Annotated in this window: 17 protein-coding genes and 2 tRNA genes; 2 read left to right on the top strand and 17 right to left on the bottom strand. The window is 69.0% G+C overall.

Translation table 11 applies throughout. The annotated features are described in order from the left end of the window. Positions 1 to 4 precede the first annotated feature (4 nt). The 16 genes from AC1RRS_RS21460 to hisD form a co-directional block, all read right to left on the bottom strand. The gene (locus AC1RRS_RS21460) at positions 5 to 883 is read right to left on the bottom strand and encodes a transglutaminase family protein (protein ID WP_492856930.1); all 879 of its coding nucleotides are present in this window, start codon (positions 881 to 883) and stop codon (positions 5 to 7) included. Between the two features lie 304 nt (positions 884 to 1,187). Then, complete coding sequence (locus tag AC1RRS_RS21455) at positions 1,188 to 1,856, bottom strand: TetR/AcrR family transcriptional regulator (protein WP_492856929.1); 669 nt, start codon at positions 1,854 to 1,856, stop codon at positions 1,188 to 1,190. Between the two features lie 151 nt (positions 1,857 to 2,007). Further along, positions 2,008 to 2,084, bottom strand: a tRNA-His gene (locus AC1RRS_RS21450). A gap of 178 nt (positions 2,085 to 2,262) precedes the next feature. Next, positions 2,263 to 3,003, bottom strand: a complete 741-nt coding sequence (locus tag AC1RRS_RS21445; RefSeq protein WP_492856928.1) for an energy transducer TonB — start codon at positions 3,001 to 3,003, stop codon at positions 2,263 to 2,265. 10 nt (positions 3,004 to 3,013) lie between these two features. Further along, on the bottom strand, positions 3,014 to 3,448 hold the full coding sequence (locus tag AC1RRS_RS21440) for a biopolymer transporter ExbD (protein ID WP_110133137.1): 435 nt from the start codon (positions 3,446 to 3,448) through the stop codon (positions 3,014 to 3,016). A 5-nt stretch (positions 3,449 to 3,453) separates the two neighbouring features. Continuing rightward, positions 3,454 to 4,362 (bottom strand): MotA/TolQ/ExbB proton channel family protein, encoded by a 909-nt coding sequence (locus AC1RRS_RS21435; RefSeq protein WP_487290950.1) that lies wholly within the window; start codon positions 4,360 to 4,362, stop codon positions 3,454 to 3,456. Positions 4,363 to 4,953: 591 nt separating this feature from the next. Further along, the gene (locus tag AC1RRS_RS21430) at positions 4,954 to 5,271 is read right to left on the bottom strand and encodes an addiction module antidote protein (protein ID WP_492856927.1); all 318 of its coding nucleotides are present in this window, start codon (positions 5,269 to 5,271) and stop codon (positions 4,954 to 4,956) included. Between the two features lie 42 nt (positions 5,272 to 5,313). Continuing rightward, positions 5,314 to 5,616 carry a type II toxin-antitoxin system RelE/ParE family toxin gene (locus tag AC1RRS_RS21425; RefSeq protein ID WP_492856926.1) on the bottom strand — a complete coding sequence of 101 codons (303 nt, stop codon included), beginning with the start codon at positions 5,614 to 5,616 and terminating at the stop codon, positions 5,314 to 5,316. A 202-nt stretch (positions 5,617 to 5,818) separates the two neighbouring features. After that, positions 5,819 to 5,894 (bottom strand) — tRNA-Phe (locus AC1RRS_RS21420). A gap of 101 nt (positions 5,895 to 5,995) precedes the next feature. Further along, positions 5,996 to 6,166 carry a DNA gyrase inhibitor YacG gene (gene yacG, locus AC1RRS_RS21415; protein ID WP_110133139.1) on the bottom strand — a complete coding sequence of 57 codons (171 nt, stop codon included), beginning with the start codon at positions 6,164 to 6,166 and terminating at the stop codon, positions 5,996 to 5,998. After that, complete coding sequence (locus tag AC1RRS_RS21410) at positions 6,163 to 7,203, bottom strand: ribonuclease E/G (protein ID WP_492856925.1); 1,041 nt, start codon at positions 7,201 to 7,203, stop codon at positions 6,163 to 6,165. The genes yacG and AC1RRS_RS21410 overlap by 4 nt, the downstream gene beginning before the upstream one ends. After that, positions 7,200 to 7,799 carry a Maf family nucleotide pyrophosphatase gene (locus tag AC1RRS_RS21405; protein WP_487290946.1) on the bottom strand — a complete coding sequence of 200 codons (600 nt, stop codon included), beginning with the start codon at positions 7,797 to 7,799 and terminating at the stop codon, positions 7,200 to 7,202. Before AC1RRS_RS21405 ends, AC1RRS_RS21410 begins: the two co-directional genes overlap by 4 nt. 13 nt (positions 7,800 to 7,812) lie before the next feature. Continuing rightward, positions 7,813 to 8,031, bottom strand: coding sequence for a translation initiation factor IF-1 (gene infA / locus AC1RRS_RS21400; RefSeq protein WP_004617696.1), 219 nt, complete (start codon positions 8,029 to 8,031; stop codon positions 7,813 to 7,815). A 98-nt stretch (positions 8,032 to 8,129) separates the two neighbouring features. Then, entirely contained in the window at positions 8,130 to 8,588 is a 459-nt protein-coding gene (locus AC1RRS_RS21395; protein WP_492856924.1) for an arsenate-mycothiol transferase ArsC, read from the bottom strand. Positions 8,589 to 8,592: 4 nt separating this feature from the next. Continuing rightward, complete coding sequence (locus AC1RRS_RS21390; protein WP_492856923.1) at positions 8,593 to 9,069, bottom strand: UPF0262 family protein; 477 nt, start codon at positions 9,067 to 9,069, stop codon at positions 8,593 to 8,595. Positions 9,070 to 9,090: 21 nt separating this feature from the next. Further along, the gene (hisD, locus tag AC1RRS_RS21385) at positions 9,091 to 10,389 is read right to left on the bottom strand and encodes a histidinol dehydrogenase (protein ID WP_492856922.1); all 1,299 of its coding nucleotides are present in this window, start codon (positions 10,387 to 10,389) and stop codon (positions 9,091 to 9,093) included. Positions 10,390 to 10,536: 147 nt separating this feature from the next. On the opposite strand from hisD, the gene AC1RRS_RS21380 reads away from it, so the two are divergent. Both AC1RRS_RS21380 and AC1RRS_RS21375 read left to right on the top strand, forming a co-directional pair. Next, complete coding sequence (locus AC1RRS_RS21380) at positions 10,537 to 12,237, top strand: Hsp70 family protein (protein WP_492856921.1); 1,701 nt, start codon at positions 10,537 to 10,539, stop codon at positions 12,235 to 12,237. Further along, positions 12,234 to 14,009 carry a hypothetical protein gene (locus AC1RRS_RS21375; RefSeq protein ID WP_492856920.1) on the top strand — a complete coding sequence of 592 codons (1,776 nt, stop codon included), beginning with the start codon at positions 12,234 to 12,236 and terminating at the stop codon, positions 14,007 to 14,009. The genes AC1RRS_RS21380 and AC1RRS_RS21375 overlap by 4 nt, the downstream gene beginning before the upstream one ends. A 4-nt stretch (positions 14,010 to 14,013) precedes the next feature. Here the strand turns inward: AC1RRS_RS21375 and AC1RRS_RS21370 are convergent, their stop codons facing one another. Beyond that, positions 14,014 to 14,859, bottom strand: a complete 846-nt coding sequence (locus tag AC1RRS_RS21370; RefSeq protein ID WP_492856919.1) for an enoyl-CoA hydratase-related protein — start codon at positions 14,857 to 14,859, stop codon at positions 14,014 to 14,016. Between the last annotated feature and the right edge of the window lie 31 nt (positions 14,860 to 14,890).

The raw sequence follows: 14,890 nt of genomic DNA, 5'->3' as shown, positions 1-14,890 counted from the left end.
TTCGTCATGCCGCCTCGCACAGCCCGTCCTGCTGCTGCACGTCGACGACCACGCTGAGTTCCGAAAGCCCCGGATCGCCGATCACCGTGCCCGACACCGGCAGGGCCTCGGCCGGGGTGCGGGTGGCCGCCACGCGGATCAGGTCCTCGGATTCGGCCAGTCCATTGGTGGGGTCGAACTCGGTCCAGCCCAGGTCGGGCAGGAACACCTCGCACCAGGCGTGGGTGGCCCCCGCCCCTCTCATGCCGCCGTGCGAGGGGCTGTAGAGATAGCCGGTGGCGAACACGGCCGCGTAGCCCAGTCGCCGCAGCGCCTCGACCATCAGCCAGGCGAAGTCGCGGCAGGTGCCCGCCCCGCGCGCCACGGTCAAGGCCGGGCTCTGGGTGCCTTCGGCCGCCCTGGCCTGATACTCGAAATGGTCGTGGATGGTGGAGTTGAGCCGCAGCAGGAACTCCAGCGCCGGCTCGTCCGGCCGCTCCATCTGCTCGCGCAGCCAGCGCAGCATCACCCGGTCGGCGTCCTCGGTGGCGGGGCGGATGAAGGGGTCCAGCACCGCCCGGTCCTCGCGGCCGTAAACGATGGGCGAGACGGTGTGCGGGTCGGCCACGGCCTGGTCGGTCAGGGGCGCGGGAAAGCGGTCGATGACCAGCCGGCTGGTGATGGTCAGGAAGTCGGCCTTGCCTTCCGGCTGGAAGGTGCAGACGCAGTTGCCGTTGGCGTCGTAGCTCCACCGCGTCTGGCCGGGCAGCGAGGTCGCCAGCGAGGCCTCGACGATGCGGATGGCGTGGCTGTCGCGCGGCCGGATCAGCAGCCGGTGCGGCCCGAACGCCACCGGGCGCTCGTAAGCGTATCGGGTCTCATGAGTGATGCCGAGCCGAGCCATGGGGCCACCTTAACCCTCGGCTTTGACGAACGTTCCTCACATACCGGTGATTCGTGCATACGCGCTAAACCCTCTCTCTTTGAGAGAGGGAGGGACCCGCCGCGCAGCGGTGGGAGGGTGAGAGGTTTCACCGCTAGCAGGCAAATCCGACGCGTAACGCCGGGCTGTCCGGGATATGCAGGAACGGCTTCCAAGACCCGGCTGAACCGCTGCGCCCTATCTGGTGAGTTTGTTACCTCTCACCCTCCCACGCCTTCGGCGCGGGCCCCTCCCTCTCTCTCAGAGAGAGGGATCTGAAGCCCCCTCAGGCCGCGAACCCGGCCTCGGCGAAGCCCAGCATCCGGTCCAGCAGCGACACCACGTCGGCCTCGCTGGTCTGGCCTTCCGACAGCACGTTCAAGCGGTCGAACTCGGCGAAGCGGTTGTTGTGCAGCATCCCCAGGGTGAAGTGCAGCCGCCAGTAGACCTCCTCGGCCGACAACTCCGGCCGCGCCTTCAGCAGGGCGTCGGAGAAGCGGCGCAGGTGCGAGACGTCGGTCTTCAGCACGGTGCGGATCTCGTCGGTGCCCTCGCTGCGGGCACGGATCAGGAACTGCAGCGAGATGCGGCGCTCGTGGTCGGGGGCCAGCCAGCGCAGCGGCGGGGTCAGCAGGGCCGCCAGGATCTCGCGCACCGGCGGGGTCCCGGCGTTTCGGTCGTTGGCCTCGTGCAGCATCTTGGCCCGCTCGCGATTGAGCTCGGCCGTGCGCCGCTTGAAGATTTCGAACAGCAGGGCGTCCTTGGAGCCGAAGTGATAGTTCACCGACGCCAGGTTCACGCCCGCGGCGGCGGTGATGTCGCGCACCGACACGTTCTGGAAGCCGTGCAGCGCGAACAGCCGCTCGGCGGCCGTGAACACCAGGTTCTTGGTGACGGCTTCGGTTTCCTGGGCCTCGACCTCTTGGCCGGCGGCGATCTCGGTGGTCGAACTCAAGACTTCAATCCCCTTACCCATAGGGAACCCTTACAAGCGTTTGATTTCGGCGCAAGCGACAAGATGCGCCGCGGGCTGAGGAATTCTCCAACCGGAGCCAGGAAACGAAAAAGGCCCGGCGTCGCCGCCGGGCCTTTTCAACGTTCTCGCGTGGTACCACCTCTCGGGCTCGAACCGAGGACCTCTAGATCCACAATCTAGCGCTCTAACCAACTGAGCTAAGGCGGCTCCGCGAGAGGCGTGTTCTTAGTCGGACCCGCCGTCGGGATCAAGCGGCGAAAAGCCCCGAAACGGAGAAAATCGCGCCCCGAAAACGCCCCGCTCCGACCGCAGGAGAGAGGGCAAAGAAAAACGCCCCGGAGCGGATGCTCCAGGGCGTCTTCTTGGGATCGTTCCCAGGTCGTCGCTATTGCGGGACCTGGAAGGTGATCGGCACCGTGATCTCGCCGCCGTCCACCGGAGCCCCATCGAGGGTCTTCGGCTTCATGCGGAAGAGGCGCGACAGCTTCAGGGCCGCGTCGCCGAAACCGTAGTCGGCCGGAGATTCCGACACGACCGAGCAGTTCTCGAGCGAACCCTTGGCGTTCACCGTGCAACGGATCGTCGCACGACCACCGGTTTCCGTCCGCTGTGCACGGTCCGGATAGTACCGGGCCATGTCGTCGGCGTTCGGCTTACGCGCCCAATCGGGACGCGTCACGACCGAAGCCCGGGCGGGCGGAGCCGTCACCGGCGCCGGCGGAGCCGACGAGACGATCGGCGGCGCCGTCTGCTCGACCCGCTCCTTGACGGGCGGGATCGGGAGCGGCGGCGGCGGCGTCACGTCCGGCGGCGGCGCGATCGGCGGCCTCGGCTGCACCACCGCGGGAGGCGGCGGCGGAGCGTTGGTCGGCGGCGGCGGCGGGGGCGGAGGAGGCGGCGGCGGCGGCGGCGGAGGCGGAGGCAGCTCCACGTCCACAGCTTCGTCGCTGTACTCCTTCAGCACCGCTTCGAACTTCTGCTTCGCGAGGTACGCGAAGAGGAGCCCGTGCAGCCCGAGGACGATGATCAGGGCCACGCCGAAGGTGCCGAGGCCCTTCTTACGGCGCGGACCTTCCGAGGTCAGCGGATCGTAGTGGCGATGCTCGGGCGTTTGTTGTTCAGCCATGCATCACCCCTCAGCTGTTCTCATCCCGGCCGATAAGGGCCACGCTGTAGAACCCGTTGTCCTGGAGGGCGTTCATGACCTCCATAAACGAGCCGTAGCGAGTCTTTTCGTCCGCGCGGATGAAGATGCGTTCCTTGGAGGGATCGCGTCTGCCGATGTTCTTCGTCAGGTCTTCACCCATCGTGTCGATCGAGGTCCGGTCGTCGCCGATGTACAGCTGACCGTTCGCCTTGATGGAGATGTAGACCGGTTTCGGCGGGTTGGGGGTCGCTTTCGCCACCGCCGGCGGCAGGTTCACTTCGATCGACACGGAGGCCAGCGGAGCCGCCACCATGAAGATGATCAGAAGGACCAGCATGACGTCCACGAAGGGCGTGACGTTGATCTCGCTGTTCTGTTCGACGTTGAACCTGTCGCCGCCGCCACCCGAAAGTTTGGCGGCCATCGGTCTTACGCCCCCTTGTCGAGCTGACGCGAGATAGCGTTCATCAGTTCAGCAACGAAACCTTCCGAACGCGTGCCGTAGGCCGAGATGCGGGTCTGGAAGTAGTTGTAGAAGATAACCGCCGGGATAGCGGCGAACAGACCGATACCGGTGGCGAGCAGGGCTTCAGCGATACCCGGCGCGACGACGGCGAGGTTGGTCGTGTTGGTGTTCGCGATGCTGATGAACGAGGTCATGATCCCGTACACGGTGCCGAACAGACCGATGAACGGACCACCCGAACCGACCGAGGCCAGGAACACCATGCCGCCCGACAGGCGCTTGGCCAGCGAGGCCTGCACCGCGTTGATGGCGTAGGTGGCGCGAGCGATCGTCGAGTCGCGGTGTTCGCCGCCGACTTGCAGACCGGCTTGACGCGACAGTTCGACTTCTTGGGCGGCCGCGGCGGCCATGTCGGCCAGCGGGTTGCCTTCGAATTCTTCCGACGAGCCGATGCGGGCGATGTCCGCGATCGAGCGAGCGCCGCGGAAGGCTTCCAGGAACTGGTCGGTTTGCTTGTTCAGGCTGCCGAACTCGAGCAGCTTGGTGATCAGCAGAACCCACGAGAAGACCGAGGCCAGCAGCAGGCCGATCATCACGACCTTAACGACGATGCCGGCCGCGAGGAACATGCCAACCGGGGTCAGCGAGTGCGACTTCATCTTTTCGGTCGCGGCTTCACCGGCGTTTTCCTCGGCCGGAGCGGCGTCGGCGGCGGGAGCCGGGGTTGCGGCCGGGGTCGCGGCCGGAGCGGCGGCTTCGGCGGCGGCCGGCGCAGGCGCGGCGGCGTCCTGAGCGAAGGCCGGGGCGCTCGCCATCAGCGCCATGGCGCCGACGAGAGCGATGAGGGGGGTCTTCCGTTTAATGTCGAGCATCTGTCGCCAGTTCCTGATTGGTCTAGCACGTTTGGACCGAGGGTCGTCGCGCGAGAGCGTCTCCACCCTAACTTGAAAAGCCCGCTTTCCCACCCGATCTCTCGGATGTTGGGCAGACCCGCTTCGCTGCGCTCGACCCGTTACGCCCCGCTTGGAAGGCTCATGCCCGCCCAGAAGGATCGTTTCGAAGCGCGAGTGACCGCGGCCCCTTTCGAGGCTCTGGTCTTACCGCAATGTTAGAATTGCGGCATGGGTCCTTTGGCAACCCCTTTTCGCACCGTCAAGGGGGCGGCCAGGGCATAAATTTACGACAGTCAGCGCTCGAAAGCGGTTATTGCTGCACTGCACAAAAGGCAAATCAGGAATTCAAGGCGGTTTTTCCCTAACAAAGGGAATATTGGCGCCGCATCGCAGCATGCCGACAAAACAGCGATCTCCCGGCGACTGCCCGGAAGCTGGTCAGACAACCTCCTCAGGAGGCGCCACAGAATCCCTGGCGGCGCTTCCAGATGTCCTGACCGGACAAGAATCCGTCGGCGGGGCGACTTAAGGAAAAGCGGGGAAACGCACGAGAAGTCGGACCCGAGCTTGCTAAGCCGCTTCCGCAGGCTCTCCCATGCGCACCGTCAATTGCAGGCCCAGCGCCTGGGTCACCTTCAGCACGGTCTCGAAGCGCGGGTTGGCGTCCTCTTTCAGCGCCTTGTAGAGGCTCTCGCGGCCTAGACCGGCCTTCTCGGCCACCTCGGCCATTCCGAGCGCCCGGGCGGCGACGCCCAGGGCGTGCTGGATGTAGGCCGCATCGCCGGTCTCCATCGCGTCCGCCACGAAGAACGCGACATCCTCCGGCCGATCCAGCAGCCGCGCGGCGTCGAACGAGACGGTCTCCGTGGACTTGGTCTTCTGGGTCATGGTCATCATCTCCGTGAAAGGCGGCGACCGCCCCCCCCCTGCTCATCCGGGCGGGGGAAGCCCTCGTGCGAGTTCCTTGGCCTTGGCGATATCCCGGTCCTGGGTCGACTTGTCGCCGCCGCCCAGCATCACGATCACCACCTCGCCCTGGCGGACGAAGTAGAGGCGGTAGCCAGGACCCGTATGGATCCTCAGTTCGATCACGCCGTCACCGACCGCCTTGGCGTCGCCGAAATGGCCGTATCCGAGACGCGCAACGCGGGCGGCGACCTGCCGCCTGGCGATCGGGTCGCGCAAGGCTTCGGTCCAGGCGCTGAACTCGACGGTCTGGCGAACCTCGATCATGTCATAAGTATCCATACGGATACAGGTTCGTCAAGGATTTCGTATCCAAACGGATACATGCAGCCACGCCCTACGCACGACCGCGCGATCGGCCCCAAGAGCGCACAAGGCCATGAAGCTTGCCCGCAAACGCAGAGGACGCGCTTTTCCAAGCGACGATCCGAGACCTGCACAACCTGCTGAACTGTGAGGAAAAAGAAGGTGGTGCCTGGGGCCGGAATCGAACCAGCGACACGCGGATTTTCAATCCGCTGCTCTACCAACTGAGCTACCCAGGCCCTTGGACCTTCGAAGCGGTTTAGGCCGCCCCGGCCTCGCCCTGCGGCGAGGAGCCGGGTCTATAGGAGAGCCCGCCCGGCTTGTCCAGCGCCCTTTTCGACTAATTGTCGAAGTCTGTGGACAGCGGGTTTTCCTCGTCGTCCTGGGCGCCGGGAACCACGTAGCGGTCCGACAGCCAGCGCTGAAGATCGACGTCCGCGCAGCGCTTGGAGCAGAAGGGCCGGGCCTCCGGCGTCGCCGGCTTGCGGCAGATCGGACAGGGGCTGCTCATGACGCGGAGACCTCGATGCGGTCGTTCGGCCAGCCGGACTCGGCTGTGACCGTGAAGCGCCGGCCCAGGCGGTCGGCGACGCCGGCGTCGAGGGCGGCGAAGGAATCGGCGACCGACGGCGCGCAACGGGCTGCGAGGCGCGCGCCGGGATCGGCCCGCCCTTCCCGCTCCAGGGCCCGCGCCAGGCGGCGGGCGGCGTATTGCGGCGTCCAGGCCCCGTTGCGCCCGACCAGGCGCTCCATGACCGGCGTGGCGCGGCGCGGCACGGCCATCTCCAGCGCCCCGAACTTGCTGAGCCCCCCGATGGCGACGCCCGGATTGTCCGGCGCGAAGGCCACGCGGGCGGCCGAGGTCAGGGCCTGGCCGTCATGGCCGCGCCCCACCAGGTCGAACACCACCAGCCCGCCCAGCCCCTTCAGGCGCAGCACGCGGGCGGCGACGGCCAGGGCCGCCAGATTGGCCTGGCGAGCGGCGCGCTTGGCGTCCCCCTCGCGGCCGCCCAGGTCGACGTCGATCGACACCAGGGCGCGCGTGGCCTCGACGGCCACGTCGCCGCCCCCTGGCAGCGAGAAGACGGTCTCCAGTATATCGGCCTCGGCCGCCTCTACGGCCTCCAGGGCGCGTTCGCCCTGGGTCGGCGAGCCGGACTTCACGAAGTGGCGCAGCTGCTCCTCGAGCGTCGGGGCGGGCGCCAGCACGCGCGGCTCCCCCTCCCCCTCGGCGATGAAGCGGGCCACGGCCGACTTGTCGGCGCGCGAGGCGGTGCGGATCTCGATCTCGACCAGGCCGCCCTGCACCAGCTTGGGCATGTCGGGCTTGATCGGCAGCAGCACGTCGGCGCCGCCCGGCAGGGCCACGAAGGCGGCCCCGAAGGCCTTCTCGATGGATTTCACCCGGGCCACCCCGCGAACGCCCTCGGCGTCCAGCGGATCATCGCCCGGCCACTGCACGATCAGCCGCTCGGGCCGGCCGTCCAGGGTGACGACGCCGACGGTCTCGCCGACGCCCTTGTGGAGATATGCGCGACGCTCGCTCATGCGGCGGCCGCGCGGCGGGTCCAGCCCCGTCCTTCGAGCATGCAGAGGGTCTCGTACAGCGGCAGGCCGACCACGCTGGGATAGGAGCCCTGCAGATCGACGATGAAGCCGCCCGCCACGCCCTGCACGCCGTAGCCGCCGGCCTTGCCGCGCCACTGCCCGCTGGCGACGTAGGATTCGAACTCGGCGTCCGACAGCCGCTTGAACACCACCCGGGTCTCGATCACCCGCGAGCTGATCCCGCCGTCCGGACCGATCAGGGCCACGCCCGTCAGCACCTTGTGGGCGCGGCCGGTCAGCAGGCCCAGGCAATAGCGGACGTCCGCCTCGCTCTCGGCCTTGGGCAGGATGCGGCGGCCCACGGCCACCACCGTGTCGGCGGCCAGCACGAAGTCGCCCGGCGAACGCGCGGCGACGGCGCGCGCCTTCTCCTGCGCCAGGCGCAGGGCGTGGCGACGCGGGGTCTCGTCGCGCAGCGGCGACTCGTCGATGTCGGCGGGATCGACCCGGTCGGGCGTTACGCCGACCTGGGCCAGAAGGTCCAAGCGCCTGGGGCTCGCACTGGCCAGGACCAGCGAAGGCTGGGCGACCGTCATGTGCGCGCCCGGCTTACTTGAAGCGGTAGGTGATACGGCCCTTGGTCAGGTCGTAGGGCGTCATTTCCACGAGCACCTTGTCACCGGCCAGCACGCGGATGCGGTTCTTGCGCATCTTGCCGGCGGTGTGGGCGATGATCTCGTGATCGTTCTCGAGCTTCACGCGGAACGTGGCGTTGGGCAGCAGTTCGCTGACCGTGCCGGGAAACTCGAGCAGTTCTTCCTTAGCCATCAGGCCTCTCAAAAGGGGTTCAATAGCAACGCGGCCCGCGCGACCCGAAAACGAGTCGTGACGCGAGCCGCGGCTGCGAGGCGGGGCTTATAGCGCATTCACCCCCCGAACGTCGATGGTGTCCCGAAACGCCGACGAATCGCGGCCGAAAGCATGTCGCGAACCTCGCGATAGGCCGTCAGCATCGCCTCGCGCGAGCCCTCGGTTACCAGGGTCGGATCGTGGGTCGGCCAGTACTCGATCTCGACCGAGCGATCGCGCGACAGCTCCACGGCCCGGTGCTGGGCCTCCGGCGTCAGCGACACGACGACGTCGAAGCTGTCGTCCTCCAGTTCGGCGAAGGTCTTGGGCTTGTGCGTGGCCACGTCGACGCCAAGCTCGTCCATCACCGCCACCACGAAGGGGTCGATCCCCTCCCCGGCCGGGTCCGGCTTCAGGCCGCAGGAGTCCACATACGCCCGCGTGCCATAGAAACGCTTGAACAGCGCCTCGGCCATCGGCGAGCGCACGCGGTTGTAGTTGCAGGTGAACAGCACCGTATCGGGCAGATCCGACACGCGCTCAGCCCCGCCAGTGCAGCGCGCAGATCAGGGTGAAGAGGCGCCGGGCCGTGTCGAGGTCGGTCTTGACCTTCCCCTCCAGCCGCTCGCGCAGCAGGTCCGAGCCCTCGTTGTGCAAGCCCCGCCGGCCCATGTCCAAGGCCTCGATCTGCTGCGGCGTCGAGTTGCGGATCGCCTGGTAGTAGCTGTCGCAGATCATGAAGTAGTCGCGGATCACCCCGCGGAACGGTGACAGCGACAGCAGGTGCCGCTTCTCGTAGCCGCCGCCGACGATGTCGAGCGCCAGCCGGTTCTCGATCAGCGAGAGCTTCAGGTCATAGGGCCCGCTCTCGGCCTCGGCCGGCTGGAAGTAGTTGCCGTCCAGCAGGTCGAAGATCGCCACCTGGCGCTCCTGCTCCTGGTCGCGCGAGGCGGCCGCCAACGAATCCTCGTCGATGGCGATGCTCTTCAGGAAGTGCTTGCTGCGGTCTTCGGACATCTTGGCGGCGAGGTTGGCGCGTCAGTCTTTGGAAGGCAACCGGCCCGGAAGCCGAATGGACGCCGACAGGGCGTGGGCCGGCAGCCCCTCGGCCTCCGCCAGCGCCGCCGTGTGCGGACCCAGAATGCCGAACGAGGCCGCGTCGCACTTCACGATCGAGGTGCGCTTGATGAAGTCGTAGATCGACAGGCCCGACTGGAAGCGCGCCGCGCGGCTGGTCGGCAGCACGTGGTTCGAACCGGCCACGTAGTCGCCGATGGCTTCCGGCGTCAGGCGGCCCAGGAAGATCGCCCCGGCGTGACGGACGCGGTCCGACAGAGCTTCCGGGTTCTCCAGGGCGAACTCGACGTGCTCGGGGGCGATGGCGTCCACCAGGGCCGGGCTCTCGTCCAGCGGGGCGATGATCACCGCGCCGTGGTCGCGCCACGAGGCGGCGGCGTCCTCGCCGGTCGACAGGGTCTTCAGGCGCTCGGTCACCGCGGCCTCGACGGCGGCGGCGAAGGCTGCGTCGTCGGTGATCAGGATCGACTGGGCGGCCGGGTCGTGCTCGGCCTGGCTCAGCAGGTCGGCGGCGATCCAGTCGGGATTGTTGTCCTTGTCGGCGACCACGACGATCTCCGACGGACCGGCCAGGGCGTCGATGCCCACCACGCCGTAGAGGCGGCGCTTGGCGGCGGTGACATAGGCGTTGCCGGGGCCGACGATCTTGTCGACCGGCTGGATCGGACCGGCCCCGTAAGCGAGGGCGGCGACGGCCTGGGCCCCGCCGATGCGCCAGATCTCGGTGACGCCGGCTTCCTTGGCCGCCGCCAGCACCGCGGGCTGCAGCTTGCCGGGCGGGGTGACCATGGCGATGCGGTCGACGCCCGCCACCTGGGCCGGCACGGCGTTCATCAGCACGGTCGAGGGATAGGCCGCCCGGCCGCCGGGCACGTAGACGCCCACGGCCTCCAGCGGCGTCCAGCGCCAGCCCAGCTCGACCCCGGCCTCATCGGTCCAGGCCTGGTCGGCAGGACGCTGGCGAGCGTGATAGACGCGGATGCGTTCGGCGGCGAAGGCGATGGCCTCGCGCACCTCTTGCGAACACTCGGCGGCCCCGGCCTCGATCTCAGCGGCGGTGACGCGGACGGTCTCTTCCGTCAGCTCCACCTTGTCGAAGCGGCGGGTGTAGTCGAGCACGGCGTCCAGGCCGCCATGCTTGACCGCCTCCAGCACGTCCGCGGTCGCGGCGTCGACATCGGCCGGCGAACCGCGGCGCTCGTCGAGGAAGGCCTTGAAGGCCTGGGCGAAGTCGGGGCTGGAGAAGTCGAACCTGCGCATGGCGCCTAGATGCGCGTTTTTACGGCCGGGGCAAGGGAGAAATCCCCCATCCGCCATCAGCCCGGCCTCCCGGCCTTGGTTCTCGCCGCGCGCGAGGCTAAACCCAAGCTTGAGTTTGTAAGAGCTATGCGTGACGGGGGACGTGGCGTGATCATCGGCATCGATCTGGGAACCACCAACAGCGCCGTGGGCGTCTGGCGGGAGGGCGGGGTCGAACTCGTGCCCAACAGCCTGGGCTCGGTGCTGACGCCGTCGGCCGTGGGCCTCGACGACGACGGCGCCCTGCTGGTCGGACTGGCCGCCCGCGAGCGCCGCTCGACCCACCCGCACCTGACCGCCACCGCCTTCAAGCGCTACATGGGCACGACCCGCGCCACGCGCCTGGGCAAGCAGTCCTACCTGCCCGAGGAGCTGTCGGCCCTGGTCCTGGCCCGGCTGAAGGCCGACGCCGAGGCCTGGCTGGGCGAGCCGGTGACCGAGGCCGTCATCACCGTGCCGGCCTATTTCAACGACAAGCAGCGCAAGGCCACCCGCCGCGCCGGCGAGCTGGCCGGGCTGAAGGTCGAGCGTCTGCTCAACGAGCCCACCGCCGCGGCCCTCGCCTACGGCATCCACGAACTGGCCGACGAGACCCGCTTCCTGGTGTTCGACCTGGGCGGCGGCACCTTCGACGTCTCGGTGCTGGAGATCTTCGAGGGCGTCATCGAGGTGCGCGCCTCGACCGGCGACAACCGGCTGGGCGGCGAGGACTTCAACAAGGCGCTGGTCGATCGCATGCGCGCCGCCCATCGCGAGGCCCTGGCCGCGGACCTCGCCAGCGAGGCCCTGTCCACCCGCCTGGACGCCGCCGCCGAAAAGGCCCGCCGCGCGCTCACCACCGCCGACCGCGCCGAGATGGCGATCGTCTGGAAGGACCAGCCCTACACGCTGGAAATCTCCGCCGAGGACTTCGAGGCGGCCGCCGCGCCGCTGCTGGCCAAGCTGAAGGAGCCGGTGACCCGCGCCCTGCGCGACGGCGGCCTGCGTCCCGACGAGCTGAAGGAGATCGTCCTGGTCGGCGGCGCCACCCGCATGCCGGTGGTGCGCCGCACGGTGACCCGGATGTTCGGCCGCTTTCCCTCGACCGCCGTCCATCCGGACGAGGCCGTGGTGCGGGGCGCGGCCATCCAGGCCGGCCTCAAGAGCCGCGACGCGGCGCTGAAGGACGTGGTCATGACCGACGTCTGCCCCTACTCCCTGGGCGTCGACGTCGCCGAGCACGGCCCGATGGGCTCGATGCGCACCGGCATCTTCTCGCCGGTGATCGAGCGCAACACCGTCGTGCCGGCCAGCCGCATGAAGCTGTTCAGCACCATGCAGGCCGGCCAGCGCAAGGTCGCCTTCGGCATCTACCAGGGCGAGGCCCGGATGGTGGCCGACAACGTCCGCCTGGGCGAGGTCGAGATCGCCGTGCCGCCCGGCCGCGCCGGCGAGGTCCAGATCGAGTGCCGCTTCAGCTACGACGTCAACGGCCTGATCGAGATCGACGTGCTGGTGCCCCAGACCAACGAGCGCCGCCAGCTGGTCATCGTCGACGAGGACGACAAGAACGCCCCCGACCTCGAACAGCGCCGCGCGGCGCTGGCCGCCCTCAAGGTCCACCCGCGCGACGCCGACGCCAACCGCGCCGCCGTGGCTCGCGCCCAACGCTGCTACGAGCTGTTCCTCGGCGACATGCGCGAGCATGTCGGCGCGCTGCTGTCGCGGTTCGAGGGCGTGCTCGACGGCCAGGACCCGCGCCAGATCGAGATCGCTCGCCAGCAGCTCCAGGCCGCCCTGGACGAGATCGAAGGCGAGAGCTTCCTGTGAGCGGCCTCATCCACGACGAGGACGACATCTGGGCGGTGCTCGGCGTCGAGCCGACCCGCGACCGCGACGTCATCCGCCGCGCCTACGCCCGCAAGCTGCGCGTCACCAATCCCGAGGACGACGCCGAGGCCTTCATGCGCCTGCGGGAGGCGCACGATGAGGCGATCCAGCGCGCCCAGTGGGACTGGATGTGGGACGACGAAAGCGAGGACGACGGCGACGAGGCCGCCGACGCAACGGTCGCCTCTCCCGAGTTCGTCAAGCTGGTCATCGAGGCCGGAGCCCTGACCACGCTGCTCGAAGGCCGCCCCGCCGCCCCGGCCGCGCCGCCGCCGCCACTGCCGGACGCCGCCACGCACGAGGCCGAGGAACTGCGGGCGAGGTTCGATCGCCTGGAGGCCCTGCTGGGCGGCCAGGACCGCTCCGCCCCCGCCGAACTGACCGCCGCCTTCCAGGCGGTGCTGAACGCCGAGGCCCTGGACGAGATCGCGGTCGCCGACGCCGTCGAGGCGCGGATCGCCGACCTGCTGCTGCGCACCGCTCCGCGTTCTGACCCGCTGCTCGCCCCGGCGATCGAGGCCTTCCGCTGGCGACGCACGGAACTGCGCTTCGAGCCCGGACCGACCGTTGAAGCCGTCATCGAGCGCTGCGACTTCGTCGAAGGCCGCGACCGCATGCTCGCGCTCGATACCCATGCCCGGGCGGTCATGGAGGTCCTGCAGGGGCCGCCGACGGCCAAGGTTCCTCTGATGCGCCGCCTCAATCCCGGCTTCGAGATCGCCATGAGGGACATGCTGGGCCGCATCGGCGATGGCGATGGCGCCCTGATGGCCGACTTCGACGCCGCGACCGTCGCCCTCTGGCGCCAGCGCTACGCACGGCCGCGGCTGACCTCGGGCATGCTCTGGTTCACCGCCCTCGCGCCGCTGCTGGCTCCGCTGATCGCCGGCGGCTACGGCCTGCCGATCCCGGCGGTGCTGGGCGCCTATGGCGGCGCGGTCGCCGCCGTCCTGGCCGTCCAGCTCTTCTATCTCCAAGGCTATCTGCGCCTGAAGACCGCCTGGGATGTCCACCGTTCCTGGCGCGCCGGCGCCCTGGAGCGGGTCGGCTGGGCCCCGCTCAGCCTGGCGCTGCTGCCGGCTTCGGCCCTGCTGCCCGACACCCTGTGGAGCGCGGCGATCGTCGCGGGCCTGGCCACGCCCGTCCTGGTCTGGACCTTCGTCACCACCGGCCCGCCCTCGCCCCTGACCCATCCCCTGCACCAGCGGCTGCTAGCCCAGGTGGTGCCGTTCGCCTGGGTGCTGAGCCTGCCGATGTTCGACGTCGACAACGCCGTCACCCAGCCGATGATCGTCGCCCTGGCGGCGGCGGCGGCCGTCGACTTCCGCGGCGGCGCGCTGTCGAGCCAGGTCTGGCATCTGGAGATCGGCAAGATCGCACGCGTCGTCGGCACGCTGGCCCTGCTGGCCGCGGCGATCGCCATCGGCGCCGTAGCGTGGCGTATGGTCGGCGAGACGCCTCCGGCCTGGGCGCCGCTCTGCGTCGCCGCGGTCCTGGCCCTGGCCATCGGCCATCGCGCGCCCGTCGCCGTCCTGGGCGAGGATATCGCGAAGATGCGCTACTACGGCATGTTCGCGCTGTTCTGGATCAGCAAGGGCTTCAACGCCCTCGTCGGCTCCTGGCTGGTCACCAGCGCGATCTGGATGCTGATCGGCATGGCCATCGGCCTGATCCTGTCGCTCGCCATCGAGGTTCGCGACAGGACCCGCTGACGCCCTAGGACTCGGCCGCCCAGTTCGGCTTCCTCTTGGCCAGGAACGCCCGCACGCCCTCCTGCCCCTCGTCCGAGACCCGGCGGCGGGCGATGCGGCGGGCGCTGTCGTCGATCAGGCCGCGGTCGATCTTCTCGAAGGCGAAGTCGTTGACCAGGGCCTTGGCGTCGCCGATCGCCCCGGGAGCGCAGGGGATGACTTCCTCGATCAGCGCGTCCTGGGCCGCGACCAGCCCCTCGACGTCGTCGAACACCTCGTCGACCAAGCCGTAGCTCCAGGCCGCATCGGCGTCGAACACCCGGCCGGTGGCGAACAGCAGCTTGGCCGTGCGCGGACCCAGCGCCGCGATGACATAGGGGCTGATGGTCGCCGGGGTGAGGCCAAGCTTCACCTCCGAAAAGGCGAACTTGGCGTCGGCCGTGGCCAGCGCGTGGTCGCAGGCCGCCACCAGACCGGCGCCGCCACCGAAGGCCGCGCCCTCGACCAGGGCCACGGTCAGCGCCGGAATGTCGTGCAGCGCTTTCAGCATGTGCGCCAGTTCCAGCGCGTCGGAGCGGTTGTCGTCCTCGCTCCAGTCGGCGGCGGAGGCCATCCATTCCAGGTCGGCGCCGGCGCAGAAGGTCCCGCCCACGCCGCGCAGGAACACCACCCGCACGCCCTCGGCCCCGTGCAGGGTCTCGAAGGCCTGGGCGAGCGCGGCGATGGTCGCCGAATCGAAGGCGTTTTTCTTCTCCGGCCGATTGATCCACACCGTCACCGCCCCTTCGGGCGTCGAGTCGATATGGACCAGCGGGCTCATGGCGTCGGTGTCCGGCACCTCGACGATCGGGTCGGCGATGGGGTTGGTCATGAGCACGCTCCTTTGGGGAAGTCTAATGATA

This window comes from Caulobacter sp. GW821-FHT12A07 (assembly GCF_058807655.1).
Note: the sequence above shows the minus strand (reverse complement) of the source record. Positions and strands in the feature narration are given on the sequence as shown.

Excerpts from the sequence above, each read along its gene's own strand:
- AC1RRS_RS21460 (WP_492856930.1), bottom strand. The coding sequence starts at position 883 with ATGGCTCGGCTCGGCATCACTCATGAGACCCGATACGCTTACGAGCGC.
- AC1RRS_RS21445 (WP_492856928.1), bottom strand. The coding sequence starts at position 3,003 with ATGGCTGAACAACAAACGCCCGAGCATCGCCACTACGATCCGCTGACC.
- AC1RRS_RS21440 (WP_110133137.1), bottom strand. The coding sequence starts at position 3,448 with ATGGCCGCCAAACTTTCGGGTGGCGGCGGCGACAGGTTCAACGTCGAA.
- AC1RRS_RS21435 (WP_487290950.1), bottom strand. The coding sequence starts at position 4,362 with ATGCTCGACATTAAACGGAAGACCCCCCTCATCGCTCTCGTCGGCGCC.
- AC1RRS_RS21430 (WP_492856927.1), bottom strand. The coding sequence starts at position 5,271 with ATGACCCAGAAGACCAAGTCCACGGAGACCGTCTCGTTCGACGCCGCG.
- AC1RRS_RS21425 (WP_492856926.1), bottom strand. The coding sequence starts at position 5,616 with ATGATCGAGGTTCGCCAGACCGTCGAGTTCAGCGCCTGGACCGAAGCC.
- yacG (WP_110133139.1), bottom strand. The coding sequence starts at position 6,166 with ATGAGCAGCCCCTGTCCGATCTGCCGCAAGCCGGCGACGCCGGAGGCC.
- AC1RRS_RS21410 (WP_492856925.1), bottom strand. The coding sequence starts at position 7,203 with ATGAGCGAGCGTCGCGCATATCTCCACAAGGGCGTCGGCGAGACCGTC.
- AC1RRS_RS21405 (WP_487290946.1), bottom strand. The coding sequence starts at position 7,799 with ATGACGGTCGCCCAGCCTTCGCTGGTCCTGGCCAGTGCGAGCCCCAGG.
- infA (WP_004617696.1), bottom strand. The coding sequence starts at position 8,031 with ATGGCTAAGGAAGAACTGCTCGAGTTTCCCGGCACGGTCAGCGAACTG.
- AC1RRS_RS21390 (WP_492856923.1), bottom strand. The coding sequence starts at position 9,069 with ATGTCCGAAGACCGCAGCAAGCACTTCCTGAAGAGCATCGCCATCGAC.
- hisD (WP_492856922.1), bottom strand. The coding sequence starts at position 10,389 with ATGCGCAGGTTCGACTTCTCCAGCCCCGACTTCGCCCAGGCCTTCAAG.
- AC1RRS_RS21370 (WP_492856919.1), bottom strand. The coding sequence starts at position 14,859 with ATGACCAACCCCATCGCCGACCCGATCGTCGAGGTGCCGGACACCGAC.